The following is a 16,247-nucleotide window of genomic DNA, read 5'->3' on the forward strand; positions in this document are numbered from 1 at the left end:
TCAACAGCGTGCTCAAGGTCGAGTACGTGCACCGGCACACCTTCCGCACCCGCACCGAGGCCCGCATCAGGATCGCCACCTGGATCACCGACTTCTACAACACCAGGCGGCTACACAGCGTGTGCGGGTTCAAGAGCCCGATCGACTACGAACGTGACTACCGGGCCACCCTTGCCGAGGGACTGGCCGCATAGATCGTCTCCACGCTGCGAGGGGATTGACACTCCCAAGTGGCTCCCAAAACGGGGTCGCAACGCAAATCAGGCCCGGTGCTGATGTCTCAGCACCGGGCCTGACCTGGTGTTTCTCTGTCGGGGTGGCGGGATTTGAACCCACGACCTCTTCGTCCCGAACGAAGCGCGCTGCCAAGCTGCGCTACACCCCGATGTCGCTGCTTGCCGCGGCGACGACGTTTACTTTAGCCCACTGGCGGCTGGAGACGAAATCCGGTTTTCGTGCGGCGGCGGGTGGGGTCCGGGCGCAGGTGGTCGGCGGCGACCATGAGGAGGGCCAGGGCGAAGAAGGCCAGTCCGAGCAGGAGCGCGTTGGCGAGGACGCTCCTGTAGCCGAGCCGGCCGGCGTCCAGGAACGGGTAGAGGTAGCGCTCCGGCGTGCCCGGTGGGAGGTACTCTCCGCGGGCCAGGGAGAAGATCAGGTAGGCCAGGGGGTACAGCAGCCACGTTCTCGCCTGTCGCAGGCCCAGTGGGGCCGGGCTTGTCAGCAGCAGCCAGTCGAGGAGTGCCGCGAGCGGGATCAGCGTGTGCAGGATCTGGTTGGTGAGCGCCGACCAGCCCGTGGGCGGGCCGGTCTGGCCGGTCATGGAGAAGGGGCCCGGTTCGTTCACCAGGAGGACGTGGTAGACGAGGCTCGAGATCAAGGCGTAGAAGACCGTGCCCCCGGTCACCAGGGCGGGGAGCGGGCGGTGGGCCGTCCACGCCCGCCACGCCGACAGGACGAGGACGAGCGCGAGCAGTACGTCGACCTGGATGGTGAAGTAGCTCAGCACCCGCGCCGGGTTGCCGAGCCGCAGGTCCACGGCCACCGCGGCGGCAGCCGTCAGGGCCACCATCAGGCGGTACAAGGCCACCTTCGGGCGGTGTACGACGGCCACCACGGCGGTGGCGGGAACGGCGGACGGCAGCAGTGTCGGCACGCCCGGCACTGCGGGGAGGTCCGGGATGTCCTTGGGGAGCGGCCCGATCATGTCCTCACGCTAAGCAGACCGGGCATAACGGGCGATACGGGTGGCCCAGGCGGGTTACGGCGCCGGCCGCCGCCCCCTTCTCATTGAGCCTCGCCCCGGCTACTCCCTCCCCACCAGCGTCAGCAGCGTCGCCTCCGGCGGGCACGCGAACCGTACCGGCGTGTAGCGGTTCGTACCGCAGCCCGCCGACACGTGCAGATACGAGGTGCGACCCTCCGCTGTGTGCCGGGACAGGCCCTTCACCCGGTCCGTGTCCAGGTCGCAGTTGGTGACCAGGGCGCCGTAGAAGGGGATGCACAGCTGGCCGCCGTGGGTGTGGCCCGCGAGGACCAGCGGGTAGCCGTCCGCGGTGAACGCGTCCAGGGTGCGCAGATACGGCGCGTGGACCACGCCCATCGAGAAGTCGGCCGACGCGGAGGGGCCGCCCGCCACCCGCGCGTACCGGTCGCGCTTGATGTGCGGGTCGTCCAGGCCCGTCAGCTCGATCTCCAGGCCCTCGACCTTCAGCGTGCCCCGTGTGTTCGTCAGGTTCAGCCAGCCGGCCGTGTCGAAGCCGTCCCGCAGATCCTCCCAGGGGTTGTGGATGGCGCCGACCACGGGCGGATTGCCGTTCAGACCGTGGCTCCCCCTCACCTTCTCCACCAAGTAGCGGGCGGGGTTGCGGAGTCTGGGGCCGTAGTAGTCGTTCGACCCGAAGACGTACGCCCCCGGGAATTCCATCAGCGGGCCCAGCGCGTCCAGCACCTCCGGCACGCCCTCGGTGTCGGAGAGGTTGTCCCCGGTGTTGATCACGAAGTCCGGGCGCAGTCCCGCCAGCGAGCGCAGCCACCGCTGCTTCTTGCGCTGACCGTTCACCATGTGGATGTCGGAGACCTGGAGCACACGCAGCGGGCGCATGCCCGGCGGCAGCACCGGGACCGTCACCCGGCGCAGCCGGAAGGAACGGGCCTCGAACCCGGCCGAGTACAGCAGTCCGGCGGCGGCGACCGCCGTCATTCCCAGGGGCACTCCGTATCGCGCGCGCATACGACCATCGTGTCAGAACCACGGCACGCCACGCCCCCACCTGTGGACAACCCCGCCAAACGGCAGACGGTGGAGCGGAGACGCACCCCACTCTCGTCCCGCCGGAAGTGACGGCGCACTTCACCCCGCGCCACCGGAAGTGACGGCGAACCACTCCCGCCGGCCGGAGATTACGGGCACCACTCCCGCGCCACCGGAAATCATGGGGCGGTCGCCCCGGCACACCTGCGACAATCGGAGCCATGACCACGCTCAAGTCGAAGCTGCAGGAAGACCTCAACGCCGCGATCAAGGAGCGCGACGAGCTCCGCTCCTCGACGCTCCGGCTGACGCTCGCCGCGATCACCAAGGAAGAGGTCGCGGGCAAGGAGAAGCGCGAGCTCTCCGACGAGGAGGTCACCAAGGTGATCACCCGCGAGGCGAAGAAGCGCCGTGAGGCCGCCGACGCCTTCGCGCAGGGCGGGCGCACCGGGCAGGCCGAGCGGGAGAAGGCGGAGGGCGAGGTGCTCGCCGCGTACCTGCCCAAGCAGCTGTCCGACGACGAGCTGCGGCAGATCGTCGCCCAGGCCGTGGAGGAGGCGAAGGCGGCGGGCGCCGAGGGCCCGCGCGCCATGGGCCAGGTCATGAAGATCGTGAACCCGAAGGTAGCGGGCCAGGCGGAGGGCGGACGCGTCGCCGCCGTCGTCAAGCAGCTCCTCGCGGGCAGCTGACCCGCCCACCCCTCGCCCCGGCGCTTGAGACAGCGGGGGCGCCCCTCCGGTTGAGGGGCGCCCCCGTCGTCGTACGGGTCGCCGACGTCCGCGGTTCTGAGCGGGGCTACCCCCGCCGCCTGCCGTTGCCGTTCCCTCCGTTTCCATTGCCCTGGAACCATCCCGCCGGGAGGGAGAAGGAAGGCGACGGAAACGTGCCGCCGGCGGTCGCTCCGGTCGTCGCCCCGTTGGTCCCTCCGTTGGTCCCTCCGGTGCCCAGGCCGCCGATCAGCCCGCCGACGAGTCCGCCGGCGTCCTGCCCGCCGTTGTCGTTGCCGTGCCCATCCCCGTTTCCGTTGCCGTTCCCCTGGTCGCCCTGCCCCGCGTCCCTGTTGCTGTTGCTGTCGGGGATGTCGACGAGGTTGAAGTCCTGGACCGGCTTGCCCGCCAGCGCGCCCGACATCATGTCGCGCCAGATCGGACCCGGGACCTGGCCGCCGTAGACCTTGGCGTAGGAGGTGCCGCCGATGGTGATGTTGACCATGCGCCGCTCGTGCGCCGGGTCGCCGACCCAGACCGCGCCCGCCATGTTCGGCGTGTAGCCGACGAACCAGGCCGCGTAGCGGAAGTCCGTCGTACCGGTCTTGCCCGCGCTGGGACGGCTTCCGAGACCGGCCTGCGTTCCCGTACCGTCCTCCACCACGCCCTTGAGGATCGTGTTGATCGTGTCCGCGGTGGTCTCCGACATCGCGCGCGAGCACTTCGACTTCGGGACGGCCAGCGACCTCTTCTGGTTGCCGACGGCCTGTGTGATCGACTCGATGGCGACGGGCGTGCAGTACGTGCCGCGGTCGGCGAAGGTCGCGTACGCGCTCGCCATCGTCAACGGCGACATCTCCTGGGTGCCGAGGGCGATCGACGGTGCCTGGTCGATCTTCAGTCCGTCCGCACGGCTCACGCCCATCTTCGCGGCCATGTCGGTCACCGGGCAGATACCGATGTCGCTGATCAGCTGCACGTAGTAGGTGTTGACCGACTTGGCGGTCGCCTCCTTCATGCCGTACGGGCCGTGCTCCGACTCGTTCTCGTTGGTGAGCTTGGCGTTCTCCGAGTTCAGCCACTTCTTGCCGTCGCAGGCCGCCACCGGGCTGGGGTACTCCATCTCGTACGGAGCGGGGTACTCCTGGGTCGCCGGCTTGCCGCCCTCTATGGCGGCCGCGGCGACGATCGGCTTGAACGTCGAACCGGGCTGGTAGCCCGCGCCGCCGCCCATGGACCTGTCGACCGAGAGGTTGATCTGCGTCTCGTTCTTGCCGAAGCCGTACGGACGGGACTGGCCCATCGCGAGGATCTTGCCGGTGCCGGGCTCGACGATGGTCGCGGCCGTGGCCACCTCGTCACTCTTGTTGACGTGGTCCTTGACCGACTTCTGCACCGACTGCTGGGCCTGCGGGTCCAGAGTCGTCTGGATCGTCAGACCGCCGCGGTTCCAGATCTTCGCCCGGTCGGCCTTGGTCTTGCCGAAAACCGGGTTGTTCAGGAACACCTCGCGGACGTAGTCACAGAAGAAGCCCGCCCCCTTGACCGCCGTGATGCAGCCGTTCTTGGGCTCGCTCACGTTCAGCCCGAGGGGCGTCTCCTTGGCCTTGTCGGCCTCGGCCTGGGAGATGTCGTGGACTTCGGCCATGCGCTGCAGCACCACGTTGCGCCGCTTCTTGGCCTCGGCCTCGTCGTTCACCGGGTCGTACCGGGTGGGGGACTGGACGAGCCCCGCGAGGAGGGCGGACTCCTGGAGGTCGAGGTCCTTGGCGTGCTTGGAGAAGAAGCGTTCGGAGGCGGCCTCCACGCCGTAGGCCTGCTGGCCGAAGAAGGCGATGTTCAGATAGTTCTCGAGGATCTTCTTCTTCCCGAGCTTCTCCTCGATCTGGATCGCGTACTTCAGCTCGCGGACCTTGCGGCCGAGGGTCTGCTGGGTGGCCTGGGCGACCTTCGTCGGGTCGTCACCGGCCTCCTCCACGAAGTAGTTCTTCACCAGCTGCTGCGTCAGCGTGGAGGCGCCCTGCGCCACTCCTCCGCTCTGTGCGTTCTGGTTCAGTGCGCGCAGTACGCCCTTCAGGTCGATCGCGCCGTGCTGGTAGAACCGCGAGTCCTCGATCGCGACGATCGCCTTCTGCATGTACGGCGAGATGTCCTTCAGTTCCACCACCGTGCGGTCACGGGAGTAGACCGTGGCGATCTGCCCACCCTGGCTGTCCAGAATGGTGGTGCGCTGGCTCAGCTGCGGGCTCTTCAGGTTGGACGGGATGTCGTCGAATCCCTGCACCGACCCCTTTGCCGCGAGTCCGAGCGCACCCGCGGCGGGCAGCGCGATGCCGGCCATCACCGCCCCCGCGAGCACACTTACTCCGAGGAACTTGGCGGCCTGCTGCACGGGGGACAGCCCCCCGCCCGAGCGCTTCTTTGGCATGAGGGCAGCCTACGTTCTGATTCGCCGGACACGCGTCTAGGCCTTGGCCTAAGCTGCTCCCAACTGTCACAGCAGCAGGGCCACGTATCAAGTACGTCCGGCGAACCCGAATCGTTCCGGTGTTCCCCCAACTTTTTTGTTGGGTGCGTGTCCGAATCCGCCTTGTGTGTCACCAGGCGTCCGTTGTGACGCAACTGAATTGCCCGGTTTTCCTCGAAGGTCACGTATGTCGTCAGCTCACTCCCCCGGGTGATCTGCCGCTTACCCATAGTCCGTTCGGACCATTCAAGATTGGGCCCGCAGGGGGTGTTGCGCCGTCCCCACCTTCCGTAACGTCCTCAACTGGCGGCGGTGAATATGCCGCTGCCGCCGTGGGGGAGCCTCGATTCGGGAGAGGACGGCGCCGGTATGGGCTGGGTAACCGACTGGAGTGCGCAGGCGGCCTGCCGCACTACCGATCCGGATGAACTGTTCGTTCAAGGAGCAGCGCAGAACAGAGCCAAGGCAGTGTGCACCGGATGCCCGGTACGCACGGAGTGTCTGGCCGACGCGCTGGACAATCGTGTCGAATTCGGCGTGTGGGGTGGCATGACGGAGCGGGAGCGCCGCGCACTGCTGCGCAGGCGGCCGACCGTCACCTCGTGGCGTCGCCTGCTGGAGACCGCGCGTACGGAGTACGAGCGTGGAGCGGGCCTGCTGCCCCTCGATGAGGAAGAGGCGTACGAGGACTACGCGGCGGTGAGCTGAGGGCGTTCACCGCCGGGCGCGTCTGTCGGCCGTAGGAACGGCCGTTCGCCGGCGGAGGGCTTCGTGTGCTGTTGTACGGCTGGTTTGCACTCCTCGCCGGATGAGTCTGGTGGCCGAAGGAGTGTGTGGGGTGTCCGTTGTCCCGGATGAGCCTGTCGGCCCTCGGGCGCGGGTGGCCGGTGGTGTCTTCGGTGTGCTCTTGAGCGGCTGTGGCGTGGGCTGTAGTAGGCGAACCGGGAGCAGGGCAGGCACCCGAATGCCCCCTACGCCTATGCCTCACGCTCCTCCGGGTAATCCGGTCGGTTGGCCGCGAGGCGGTCCCCGATGTCCCGCAGCCCCGCGAGGTCGTGAACGTCGCCGGGCAGCGCGGCCACCTCCGCCACGGCCACTTCGGGGTGGCGGGCGGTGAAACGGTCACGCGTGCGCTGCTCGCGGGAGAGCAGCTGCATACGTTCGGCGTGCAGCCGCAGCAGGCCCGCGGTCAGTTGCTCGATGTTCCGGGCCTGGTCCGTGGAGGCGGGGGAGCCTGAGTCGGGAACAGGTGCCTCGGATGAGAGGGGTTCTGAACTGCCGTACGTGTCGGGAGAGTTACGAAGACCAGCTTTCCCTTCCCGCTGATCCACAATGCGGGGGTCTTCAAGATTTTCGGCGGCGGCGAGCGCCCGCTCGGCCGACAGCTGAACGGCGTCGCTGTCGTGCACGCGGTTGAGGACCAGACCGGCCAGCGGCATGTTCTCGGCGGCCAGCCGCTCCACGAAGTACGCGGCCTCACGCAGCGCGTCCCGCTCCGGAGCCGCCACCACCAGGAACGCCGTGCCCGGCGCCTGCAGCAGCTTGTATGTGGCGTCCGCACGCGTGCGGAACCCGCCGAACAGGGTGTCCATGGCGGCCACGAACGTCTGGACGTCTTTGAGGAGCTGGCCTCCGAGCAGCTTCCCCAGGACGCCGGTCATCATCGACATGCCGACGTTCAGGAACTTCATCCCCGCGCGCCCGCCCACCTTCGCCGGGGCCATCAGGACCCGGATCAGCTTGCCGTCGAGGAAGGATCCGAGCCGTTTGGGGGCGTCCAGGAAGTCCAGCGCCGAGCGCGAGGGCGGTGTGTCGACGACGACGAGGTCCCACTCGTTCCGAGCGCGCAGCTGCCCCAGCTTCTCCATCGCCATGTACTCCTGCGTGCCCGCGAAGCCGGCCGAGAGCGACTGGTAGAAGGGGTTGCCCAGGATGGCGGCCGCCCGGGCGGGGTCCGCGTGCGCCTCGACGATCTCGTCGAAGGTGCGCTTCATGTCGAGCATCATGGCGTGCAGTTCGCCGCCCGCCGTGTCGTCGATGCCCTTCACCCGCCGCGGGCTGTTGTCCAGCGCGTCGATACCCATCGACTGGGCGAGCCGACGGGCCGGGTCGATGGTGAGCACGACCACCTTGCGGCCGCGCTCGGCGGCGCGCAGACCAAGGGCGGCCGCCGTGGTCGTCTTGCCGACGCCACCGGAGCCGCAGCACACCACGATGCGGGTGTCCGGGTCGTCGATGAGCGGGTCGACCTCCAGCACGGGTGCGTGCTTCAACGCGCGCAAAGAGCCTGTGTCCTGGAGGAGTGCCGTATCCGCCGCGGAGGCGGTATCGATCGTGAAGGGCGTGCCGGCGGCGGACGCCGTATCGGGGGCGGAGACGGTGTCCGCCGTGGGGGCGGCGGAAGCCGTGGGGGCCTTGGAGGCCTTGTCGTCGTGCGTGGGGGCCGGGTCCGGACTCATGAGATCCCTTGCTGACGCAGTTCCGTGGCCAGTTCGTACAGGCCCGCCAGGTCCATGCCCTCGGCGAGCAGCGGCAGTTCGTGCAGCGGCAGACCGAGGTCCGTGAGCACGGCGCGCTGCTCGCGCTCCAGGGCGAACCGTTCCGCGTACTCGTCGGCCTGCTTCAGGAGCGGGTCCACCAGCCGCTCCGCGAGTCCGCCGCGGCGCGCACCGCCGAGCCCGGCGTCCGACAGGGCCTTGGCGAGGGCCGTCCTCGGCAGGGTGTGCGCCAGGTCCAGCTCCGACTCGTCCAGGACGGCGGGCCGCACCATGTTCACGATGATCCGGCCCACCGGCAGGTTCGCGGCGCGCAGTTCCGTGATTCCGTCCGAGGTCTCCTGGACGGGCATCTCCTCCAGGAGCGTCACCATGTGAACGGCCGTCTCCGGGGACTTCAGCACCCGCATCACGGCCTGCGCCTGATTGTGTATCGGGCCGATCTTGGCGAGGCCCGCCACCTCGTCGTTCACGTTCAGGAAGCGGGTGATGCGTCCGGTGGGGGGTGCGTCCATCACCACGTAGTCGTACGCGAACCGGCCGCCCTTGTCCTTCCTGCGGACCGCCTCGCACGCCTTGCCCGTGAGGAGTACGTCCCTCAGGCCGGGCGCGATGGTGGTGGCGAAGTCGATGGCGCCGAGCTTCTTCAGGGCCCGTCCCGCGCCGCCGAGTTTGTAGAACATCTGGAGGTAGTCCAGAAGGGCCAATTCGGGGTCGATGGCCAGCGCGTAGACCTCGCCGCCGCCCGGCGCCACGGCGATCTTGCGCTCCTCGTACGGAAGCGCTTCCGTTTCGAAGAGTTGTGCGATGCCTTGTCTGCCTTCGACCTCGACGAGAAGGGTGCGCTTGCCCTCGGTCGCGAGGGCGAGCGCGAGTGCCGCGGCGACCGTGGTCTTACCGGTACCGCCCTTGCCGCTGACGACCTGGAGCCTGCTCACGTCTTCGAGCCTAACCAGTCCGCGCGCGAGCTACGCGGGAGGCTGTGGACAACGCCGGTCACAGTCGGCCACACGCCGGGGTGCGCAAGGGGTCCCGGCGTCGGCCCGCATGCCGGGGCGCCTTCGGCCCGCGTGCCCCTGTCGCCCCGGTCACCTCGGCTTATGTCCGGCCGCAGGTCTTGTGCGCACGGGCCCGTGGTCGGCCGCATGCCCCGGGCGCCTCAGCGGCTACAGTCGGCCCATGACCAAGTGGGAATACGCAACCGTGCCGCTGCTCGTCCATGCCACGAAGCAGATTCTGGACACCTGGGGCGAGGACGGCTGGGAGCTCGTCCAGGTCGTGCCCGGGCCGAACAACCCCGAGCAGCTGGTGGCCTACCTGAAGCGGGAGAAGCAGGCATGAGCGCGGTCGAGTCCCGGATCGCCGAACTCGGGCTGACGCTCCCGGAGGTCGTACCTCCGCTGGCCGCCTACCGGCCCGCCGTGCAGTCCGGGGTGTATGTGTACACCGCCGGCCAGCTTCCGATGGTGGACGGCAAGCTTCCGGTGACCGGGAAGGTCGGCGCCGAGGTCACCGCCGAGGAGGCCAAGGACCTGGCCCGTACGTGTGCGCTGAACGCGCTGGCCGCAGTGAAGTCCGTCGCGGGTGACCTGGACCGCATCGCGCGCGTGGTGAAGGTCGTGGGCTTCGTGGCGTCGGCCGCGGACTTCACGGGCCAGCCGGGCGTCGTCAACGGCGCCAGCGAACTGCTCGGCGAGGTCCTCGGCGACAGGGGCGTGCACGCCCGCAGCGCGGTCGGCGTGGCGGTGCTCCCCTTGGACGCGCCGGTCGAGGTGGAGATCCAGGTGGAGCTGACGGAGGCGTGATCGCGCCTGCCTGAAATCGCGCCTCCAGGGCGCCTCGATGGCTCCTCGGGGGCTTTCGGTCCGTGTCTCGATGGCTCCTCGGTCGCGCCTTCTGAGGGCGCCGTTCGGGCGGCTTCCCCGGGTGCGGCCGGTGGCCCGCCGGGAGCGGCGATCATTGCCTCTCGAACATCCGCGCACTAAGGGATAGCCTCCGCCCATGGCGAATGGGCAGTGGTTTCCACCGGAGTGGCCGACACGGATCCGCGCGCTCGCGGAGGGCACGCTCACCCCGGTCACGCCGAAACGCGCGGCCACCGTCATGCTCCTGAGGGACACCGACGGCGCCCTGGGCGTCCACATGCTGCGCAGACGCGCCTCCATGGCCTTCGCCGGAGGCGCGTACGCCTACCCGGGCGGCGGTGTCGACCCGCGCGACCACGACCGCCGGATCGGCTGGGCGGGCCCCACGCGCGCGTGGTGGGCGGATCGCCTGGACGTCGACGAGACGTCCGCCCAGGCCATCGTCTGCGCCGCCGTACGAGAGACGTACGAGGAGGCCGGCGTCCTGCTCGCCGGCCCCACCCCGGACACGGTCGTCGGGGACACCACGGGCGCGGACTGGGAGGCGGACCGTGCGTCCCTGGTCGCCCGCGACCTCTCGTTCGCCGAGTTCCTCGACCGCCGGGGACTCGTCCTGCGCTCCGACCTGCTCGGCGCGTGGACCCGCTGGATCACACCCGAGTTCGAGCCCCGTCGCTACGACACCTGGTTCTTCGTGGCCGCCCTCCCCGAAGGGCAGCGCACCCGCAACGCCTCCACGGAGGCCGACCGCACCGTGTGGATCCGCCCCGGGGACGCGGCAGCCTCGTACGACAAGGGCGAGCTGCTGATGATGCCGCCGACCGTCGCGACCCTGCGCCAGCTGTTGCCGTACGCCACCGCCGCCGACGCGCTGGAGGCCGCGCCCGGCCGCGATCTGGCCCCGGTGCTGGCCAGGGCCCACCTGGAGGACGGCCAGGTCGTCCTGGTCTGGCCCGGTCATGACGAGTTCACCAAGCACATCCCGACGGGTGGAGCACCCGCATGACCTACGCGACGGAGGGTTCCCCCGCATGACGGACGCCGCAGCACTCCCCGGCCAGCCGCGCGGCGGGGTCCTTTCCGGTCTCGCCACCGAACGTGCCGTCAACGTCCTCGCCCCGAACGCGTCGGCGATGACTCTGGACGGCACGAACACCTGGATAGTCTCCGAGCCCGACTCCGAGCTGGCGGTGGTGATCGACCCCGGCCCGCTCGACGACGGTCATCTGCGCAAGGTGATCGAAACGGCGGAGAAGTCGGGCAGACGGATCGCGCTCACCCTGCTCACGCACGGTCACCCGGACCATGCGGCGGGGGCCGCACGGTTCGCCGAGCTGACGCGCACCAAGGTGCGCGCCCTGGACCCGGCGCTGCGGCTCGGCGACGAGGGACTCGGACACGGGGACGTGGTCGTCGTGGGCGGCCTCGAGCTGCGGGTCGTGCCGACGCCGGGCCACACCGCCGACTCCCTGTGCTTCCACCTCCCGGCCGACCGGGCCGTCCTGACCGGTGACACCATCCTGGGCCGCGGTACGACGGTCGTGGCGCACCCTGACGGCCGCCTGGGGGACTATCTGGACTCCCTGCGGCGGCTGCGGTCGCTCACGGTCGACGACGGCGTCCACACGGTGCTCCCCGGCCATGGGCCCGTCCTGGAGGACGCCCAGGGCGCCGTCGAGTACTACCTCGCCCACCGGGCCCACCGCCTCGCCCAGGTCGAGACGGCGGTCGAGGACGGCCACCGCACGGCGGCCGAGGTCGTGGCCCATGTGTACGCGGACGTGGACCGCTCCCTGTGGCCGGCGGCCGAGATGTCGGTACGGGCGCAGATGGACTACCTCAGGGAACATGGCCTGATCTGAGTGCCGCGGGGCGGGCCCGGACAGGGCCGGGGCGCTTCGGGGCCGTGTACGCGCGCGTCCTTCTCGGCGAGCCACCTGTGCCGGTGCCCCCGTAGAGGCGACCGGGCGATGGACGACAACAGGCCCCGCCTCCTCGGAGGACGGGGCCCACAGTCGTACTACGGCCCGGGCCGGGCGTCAGCGGGAGCGCTTGGCCAGCCGCTCCACGTCCAGCAGGATCACCGCGCGCGCCTCGAGGCGGAGCCAGCCGCGCTGGGCGAAGTCCGCCAGGGCCTTGTTCACGGTCTCGCGCGAGGCGCCGACCAGCTGGGCCAGCTCCTCCTGGGTGAGGTCGTGCACCACGTGGATGCCCTCTTCGGACTGCACGCCGAACCGGCGCGAGAGGTCCAGCAGCGCGCGGGCCACGCGGCCGGGCACATCGGAGAAGACCAGGTCGGACATCTGGTCGTTGGTCTTGCGCAGTCGCCGGGCCACCGCGCGCAGCAGCGCGGCGGCCACCTCGGGCCGCGCGTTCAGCCACGGCTGGAGGTCGCCGTGGCCCAGGCCCAGCAGCTTGACCTCGGTCAGCGCGGTGGCCGTCGCCGTGCGCGGGCCCGGGTCGAACAGCGACAGCTCGCCGATCAGCTCACCGGGGCCGAGCACCGCAAGCATGTTCTCGCGGCCGTCGGGCGAGGTGCGGTGGAGCTTGACCTTGCCTTCCATGACCACGTACAGGCGGTCGCCGGGGTCGCCCTCGTGGAACAGCGAGTCGCCGCGGGCGAGGGTCACCTCACTCATGGAGGCGCGGAGCTCCGCGGCCTGCTCGTCATCGAGCGCCGCGAAGAGCGGGGCGCGCCGCAGAACGTCGTCCACGAGTTCTCTCCTTGTCGACCTGCTCAGGGGATCTTGCTCCCCCGGATACCAGGGGACCGTGTTCCCCATTTTGCCGGACGGTCCAAACAGTGTGATCTGTCACAAGGATGCCGCACCGATGTGCCGGGGTACGCGGCAGGGGTCCGATCGTGGCCCGATCCGTGGGCTCCGGGGCGGATGTCGGTGCCTGGCCTTAGGCTGGCCGAGTGTCCAAATCGCCGGTGAGAACACAGGCCAAGGGGGCTGGGCGGGTGGTTGTACGTCGCGATTCCGCTGTCGGCGAACACGGCGCCGCGGGTGGAAGGAAAGCACCGAAGCAGGAAAAATCGGCGCCGCCGGAGCAGGCGCCGACGAAGACGCCTGCCGGGAAGGCCGCCGCTGAGGAGAGGCCTGCCAAGAAGGCTGTCGCCAAGAGGGCCGCCTCCGGGGAGTCTCCCGCAAAGAAGACCGCCTCCGGGAAGACCGCTGCCAAGAAGGCCGCCGTCAAGAAGGCGGCGCCTGGGAAGGCGACTGCCAAGAAGACTTCTCCGGCTGCGAAGACCTCGCCCGGGAAACAGGCGACGCGCGCGAAGAAGGTGGCCCCCGCGAAAAAGGTGGCCCCCGCGAAAAAGGTGGCCAGGAAGGCGGCGCACGTCGAGGCCGTCGCCAAGAAGGTCACCGTCGCCGTCGAGCACGTCGCCCCTGCCAGGACCGTCGCCCCCGAGCCCCCGGGGAACGAGTCCCGGACCGCCCTCGTCCGCCGGGCCCGCCGGATCAACCGCGAGCTCGCCGAGGCGTACCCGTACGCCCACCCGGAACTGGACTTCGAGAACCCCTTCCAGCTGATCGTCGCGACGGTCCTGTCCGCGCAGACCACCGACCTGCGGGTGAACCAGACCACCCCGGCGCTCTTCGCCAAGTACCCGACCCCCGAGGACCTCGCGGCGGCCAACCCCGAGGAAGTCGAGGAGATCCTGCGGCCGACAGGCTTCTTCCGGGCCAAGACCAAGTCGGTGATCGGGCTCTCCAAGGCCCTGGTGGAGGAGTTCGGCGGTGAGGTCCCCGGCCGTCTGGAGGATCTCGTCAAACTCCCCGGCGTCGGCCGCAAGACCGCCTTCGTGGTGCTCGGCAACGCCTTCGGCCACCCCGGCATCACCGTGGACACGCACTTCCAGCGGCTCGTCCGCCGCTGGCAGTGGACCGACGAGACGGACCCGGACAAGATCGAGGCGGCCGTCGGCGCGCTCTTCCCGAAGAGCGAGTGGACGATGCTCTCGCACTACGTGATCTTTCATGGCCGCCGCATCTGCCACGCCCGCAAGCCGGCCTGCGGGGCATGCCCGATCGCCCCGCTCTGCCCGGCGTACGGCGAGGGCGAGACCGATCCGGAGAAGGCGAAGAAGCTTCTGAAGTACGAGAAGGGCGGCTTCCCCGGGCAGCGGCTGAAGCCACCGCAGGCGTATCTGGACGCGGGCGGCGTCCCGGCGCCGCCGCTGGGGGCCAGGTGAGGCCCGAGCGCCGGCCGGCGCGTGCACTGGTGCATGCCCCGGGGCGCGCGCCGGTGCATGCCCCGGGAATGAGGCGCCGCCCTGCGGAGGGGGTGGGACCGTGTCCACCGGGCCGGGTGATCGGACACCCACACGAGGGATGTGCGGAACGATCCGTGGTCCCGCGGGCGTTGGGATCGGCAGAACGGGGGTGGCGATGACGCACGCGAGCGATACGGACCACATGAGCGACACGGACAGCCGGCGACTGCGGCTGAGCACGGAGGGCCTGCCCGGCTGGCTCGACCCGGTCGTGGGGGTCGTCCGGACCGTCGAGCCGCTCCAGCTCAGCCGCTTCCTGCCGCCTGAGGACGGCGCGGGGCGCCAGTCGGCCGTGCTGATCCTCTTCGGCGAGGGCGACCGTGGCCCGGAGCTGCTGCTGATGGAGCGCGCCAGCTCCCTGCGCTCGCACGCAGGGCAGCCCTCGTTCCCCGGTGGCGCCCTCGATCCGGAGGACGGCGACCCGAAGGCCGAGGGGCCGCTGCGGGCCGCCCTCCGCGAGGCCGAGGAGGAGACGGGACTCGATCCGGCGGGCGTCCAGCTCTTCGGTGTGCTCCCCAAGCTGTACATCCCGGTGAGCGGCTTCGTCGTGACGCCCGTCCTCGGCTGGTGGCGCGAGAGAAGCCCGGTGGGAGTCGTCGATCCGAACGAGACGGCGCGGGTCTTCACCGTCCCCGTGGCGGATCTCACGGATCCGGCCAACAGAGCCACCGCGCTGCACCCCAGTGGGCACCGAGGCCCGGCATTCCTGGTCGAATCGGCTCTTGTCTGGGGCTTCACCGCCGGAGTCATCGACCGCCTGCTGCACTACGCGGGCTGGGAGCGCCCCTGGGACCGCGACAAGCAGGTCCCGCTCGACTGGCGCTCATGACAAGGTGGCCTCTGCGCTGTGGCTTTCCGGGGGATGCTGTGCCCCGTTGCCGTTGCGCGACGGGCCGGACCTCCGGCCGGATGACGGCGACCGGAAAGTGACGAGGCGAGGCTACAAGCAGTGAACGTGCTGGACATCCTGTTGCTGGTCGCCGCCGTGTGGTTCGCGATCGTGGGCTATCGCCAAGGCTTCGTCGTCGGCATCCTCTCGGTGATCGGATTCCTCGGCGGCGGTCTCGTCGCGGTCTATCTGCTCCCGGTCATCTGGGACAGCGTCACCGACGGCGCCAAGGTGAGCACGACCGCCGCGGTGGTCGCCGTCGTCGTGGTGATCGTCTGCGCCTCCGTCGGCCAGGCCCTGACCACCCATCTCGGCAACAAGCTGCGCCGGCACATCACCTGGTCCCCGGCCCGCGCCCTGGACGCCACGGGGGGCGCGCTCGTCAACGTGGTGGCGATGCTCCTGGTCGCCTGGCTGATCGGCTCCGCCCTAGCCGGCACGACGCTGCCCACGCTCGGTAAGGAGGTGCGCAGCTCCAAGGTACTCCTCGGGGTCTCCCGCACCCTGCCCGTACAGGCGAACACCTGGTTCGCGGACTTCTCCTCGGTGCTCGCGCAGAACGGCTTCCCGCAGGTCTTCAGCCCGTTCGTGAACGAACCCATCACCGAGGTCCGGCCGCCCGACCCGGCCCTCGCGACAAGCGCGGTCGCCACGCGCGCGCAGCGCTCCATCGTCAAGGTCATGGGCACCGCGCAGAGCTGCGGGAAGGTCCTCGAGGGCAGCGGCTTCGTCTTCGGCGACCGCCGCGTCATGACCAACGCGCACGTGGTCGGCGGCGTTGACGAGCCCACCGTCCAGATAGGCGGCGAGGGCAGGAAGTACGACGCGAAGGTCGTGCTGTACGACTGGCGGCGCGACATCGCCGTACTCGACGTCCCGGACCTGAACGCGCCCGCGCTGCGGTTCACCTCCACGGACGCGTCCGGCGGCAGCGGCGCGATCGTCGCGGGCTTCCCGGAGAACGGGTCGTACAACGTGCAGCCCGCGCGGGTCCGCGGCCGCATCACGGCCAACGGCCCGGACATCTACCACCGGGGTACGGTCCGCCGCGATGTGTACTCGCTGTACGCGACCGTCCGCCAGGGGAACTCCGGCGGCCCGCTGCTGACGACCGAAGGCAGGGTCTACGGGGTGGTCTTCGCCAAGTCCCTCGACGATGCCGACACGGGGTACGCGCTCACCGCGGACGAGGTCCGGGAGGACATCGCAAAGGGGCGTACGGCGAACCAGCAGGTGGACAGCGACAGCTGCGCGCTGTGATGCCGGAGAGCCGCGCGGGCCGCTTCCGGGC

General features: G+C 70.0%; 16 protein-coding genes and 1 tRNA gene. 10 read left to right on the forward strand and 7 right to left on the reverse strand.

The window, feature by feature from the left end; translation table 11 throughout:
• Positions 1 to 194: IS3 family transposase (locus ABZ823_RS22285; RefSeq protein ID WP_361663016.1), on the forward strand; the 194-nt coding region annotated here is incomplete at its 5' end.
• A 117-nt stretch (positions 195 to 311) separates the two neighbouring features.
• Here the strand turns inward: ABZ823_RS22285 and ABZ823_RS22290 are convergent.
• The 3 genes from ABZ823_RS22290 to ABZ823_RS22300 form a co-directional block, all read right to left on the reverse strand.
• Positions 312 to 385 (reverse strand) — tRNA-Pro (locus tag ABZ823_RS22290).
• Between the two features lie 33 nt (positions 386 to 418).
• Complete coding sequence (locus ABZ823_RS22295) at positions 419 to 1,204, reverse strand: Pr6Pr family membrane protein (protein ID WP_361663019.1); 786 nt, start codon at positions 1,202 to 1,204, stop codon at positions 419 to 421.
• A gap of 99 nt (positions 1,205 to 1,303) precedes the next feature.
• Complete coding sequence (locus tag ABZ823_RS22300; protein WP_361663022.1) at positions 1,304 to 2,230, reverse strand: metallophosphoesterase; 927 nt, start codon at positions 2,228 to 2,230, stop codon at positions 1,304 to 1,306.
• A gap of 242 nt (positions 2,231 to 2,472) precedes the next feature.
• Between ABZ823_RS22300 and ABZ823_RS22305 the strand changes: the two genes are divergently transcribed.
• On the forward strand, positions 2,473 to 2,940 hold the full coding sequence (locus tag ABZ823_RS22305; RefSeq protein ID WP_361663025.1) for a GatB/YqeY domain-containing protein: 468 nt from the start codon (positions 2,473 to 2,475) through the stop codon (positions 2,938 to 2,940).
• 106 nt (positions 2,941 to 3,046) lie between these two features.
• Here the strand turns inward: ABZ823_RS22305 and ABZ823_RS22310 are convergent, their stop codons facing one another.
• Positions 3,047 to 5,386 carry a transglycosylase domain-containing protein gene (locus ABZ823_RS22310; protein ID WP_361663028.1) on the reverse strand — a complete coding sequence of 780 codons (2,340 nt, stop codon included), beginning with the start codon at positions 5,384 to 5,386 and terminating at the stop codon, positions 3,047 to 3,049.
• A gap of 408 nt (positions 5,387 to 5,794) precedes the next feature.
• Here ABZ823_RS22310 and ABZ823_RS22315 point away from each other — a divergent pair, with 408 nt between their 5' ends.
• Entirely contained in the window at positions 5,795 to 6,133 is a 339-nt protein-coding gene (locus tag ABZ823_RS22315; protein WP_360984378.1) for a WhiB family transcriptional regulator, read from the forward strand.
• Positions 6,134 to 6,402: 269 nt separating this feature from the next.
• Here the strand turns inward: ABZ823_RS22315 and ABZ823_RS22320 are convergent, their stop codons facing one another.
• Positions 6,403 to 7,884, reverse strand: a complete 1,482-nt coding sequence (locus tag ABZ823_RS22320; RefSeq protein WP_361663031.1) for an ArsA family ATPase — start codon at positions 7,882 to 7,884, stop codon at positions 6,403 to 6,405.
• Positions 7,881 to 8,858 carry an ArsA-related P-loop ATPase gene (locus tag ABZ823_RS22325; RefSeq protein WP_361663034.1) on the reverse strand — a complete coding sequence of 326 codons (978 nt, stop codon included), beginning with the start codon at positions 8,856 to 8,858 and terminating at the stop codon, positions 7,881 to 7,883. Before ABZ823_RS22325 ends, ABZ823_RS22320 begins: the two co-directional genes overlap by 4 nt.
• Before the next feature lie 241 nt (positions 8,859 to 9,099).
• On the opposite strand from ABZ823_RS22325, the gene ABZ823_RS22330 reads away from it, so the two are divergent.
• The 4 genes from ABZ823_RS22330 to ABZ823_RS22345 all read left to right on the forward strand — a co-directional run bounded on the left by ABZ823_RS22330 (position 9,100) and on the right by ABZ823_RS22345 (position 11,647).
• Positions 9,100 to 9,261, forward strand: coding sequence for a DUF4177 domain-containing protein (locus ABZ823_RS22330; RefSeq protein ID WP_003975360.1), 162 nt, complete (start codon positions 9,100 to 9,102; stop codon positions 9,259 to 9,261).
• A complete protein-coding gene (locus ABZ823_RS22335; RefSeq protein ID WP_361663037.1) occupies positions 9,258 to 9,725 on the forward strand; it encodes a RidA family protein in 468 nt (155 codons plus the stop codon). Before ABZ823_RS22330 ends, ABZ823_RS22335 begins: the two co-directional genes overlap by 4 nt.
• Before the next feature lie 196 nt (positions 9,726 to 9,921).
• Complete coding sequence (locus ABZ823_RS22340) at positions 9,922 to 10,791, forward strand: NUDIX hydrolase (RefSeq protein WP_361663040.1); 870 nt, start codon at positions 9,922 to 9,924, stop codon at positions 10,789 to 10,791.
• A gap of 25 nt (positions 10,792 to 10,816) precedes the next feature.
• Positions 10,817 to 11,647, forward strand: coding sequence for an MBL fold metallo-hydrolase (locus ABZ823_RS22345; protein ID WP_361663042.1), 831 nt, complete (start codon positions 10,817 to 10,819; stop codon positions 11,645 to 11,647).
• Positions 11,648 to 11,824: 177 nt separating this feature from the next.
• Here the strand turns inward: ABZ823_RS22345 and ABZ823_RS22350 are convergent, their stop codons facing one another.
• Positions 11,825 to 12,499: a Crp/Fnr family transcriptional regulator gene (locus ABZ823_RS22350; RefSeq protein WP_103837943.1), complete on the reverse strand. Its 675-nt coding sequence runs from the start codon at positions 12,497 to 12,499 to the stop codon at positions 11,825 to 11,827.
• Between the two features lie 251 nt (positions 12,500 to 12,750).
• Here ABZ823_RS22350 and nth point away from each other — a divergent pair, with 251 nt between their 5' ends.
• The 3 genes from nth (at position 12,751) to ABZ823_RS22365 (ending at position 16,216) form a co-directional block, all read left to right on the forward strand.
• Positions 12,751 to 13,986, forward strand: a complete 1,236-nt coding sequence (nth, locus tag ABZ823_RS22355; RefSeq protein WP_361663045.1) for an endonuclease III — start codon at positions 12,751 to 12,753, stop codon at positions 13,984 to 13,986.
• 196 nt (positions 13,987 to 14,182) lie between these two features.
• Positions 14,183 to 14,896 (forward strand): CoA pyrophosphatase, encoded by a 714-nt coding sequence (locus ABZ823_RS22360; RefSeq protein WP_361663048.1) that lies wholly within the window; start codon positions 14,183 to 14,185, stop codon positions 14,894 to 14,896.
• Between the two features lie 120 nt (positions 14,897 to 15,016).
• Positions 15,017 to 16,216 (forward strand): MarP family serine protease, encoded by a 1,200-nt coding sequence (locus ABZ823_RS22365; RefSeq protein WP_361663051.1) that lies wholly within the window; start codon positions 15,017 to 15,019, stop codon positions 16,214 to 16,216.
• The last annotated feature ends 31 nt before the right edge of the window (positions 16,217 to 16,247 follow it).

This window comes from Streptomyces sp. NPDC047079 (assembly GCF_040643755.1).
In the GTDB taxonomy this organism is placed as follows: domain Bacteria; phylum Actinomycetota; class Actinomycetes; order Streptomycetales; family Streptomycetaceae; genus Streptomyces.

Coding starts and splice junctions, on each gene's coding strand:
- ABZ823_RS22295 (WP_361663019.1), bottom strand. CDS start 1,204: ATGATCGGGCCGCTCCCCAAGGACATCCCGGACCTCCCCGCAGTGCCG.
- ABZ823_RS22300 (WP_361663022.1), bottom strand. CDS start 2,230: ATGCGCGCGCGATACGGAGTGCCCCTGGGAATGACGGCGGTCGCCGCC.
- ABZ823_RS22305 (WP_361663025.1), top strand. CDS start 2,473: ATGACCACGCTCAAGTCGAAGCTGCAGGAAGACCTCAACGCCGCGATC.
- ABZ823_RS22310 (WP_361663028.1), bottom strand. CDS start 5,386: ATGCCAAAGAAGCGCTCGGGCGGGGGGCTGTCCCCCGTGCAGCAGGCC.
- ABZ823_RS22315 (WP_360984378.1), top strand. CDS start 5,795: ATGGGCTGGGTAACCGACTGGAGTGCGCAGGCGGCCTGCCGCACTACC.
- ABZ823_RS22320 (WP_361663031.1), bottom strand. CDS start 7,884: ATGAGTCCGGACCCGGCCCCCACGCACGACGACAAGGCCTCCAAGGCC.
- ABZ823_RS22330 (WP_003975360.1), top strand. CDS start 9,100: ATGACCAAGTGGGAATACGCAACCGTGCCGCTGCTCGTCCATGCCACG.
- ABZ823_RS22335 (WP_361663037.1), top strand. CDS start 9,258: ATGAGCGCGGTCGAGTCCCGGATCGCCGAACTCGGGCTGACGCTCCCG.
- ABZ823_RS22340 (WP_361663040.1), top strand. CDS start 9,922: ATGGCGAATGGGCAGTGGTTTCCACCGGAGTGGCCGACACGGATCCGC.
- ABZ823_RS22345 (WP_361663042.1), top strand. CDS start 10,817: ATGACGGACGCCGCAGCACTCCCCGGCCAGCCGCGCGGCGGGGTCCTT.
- ABZ823_RS22360 (WP_361663048.1), top strand. CDS start 14,183: ATGACGCACGCGAGCGATACGGACCACATGAGCGACACGGACAGCCGG.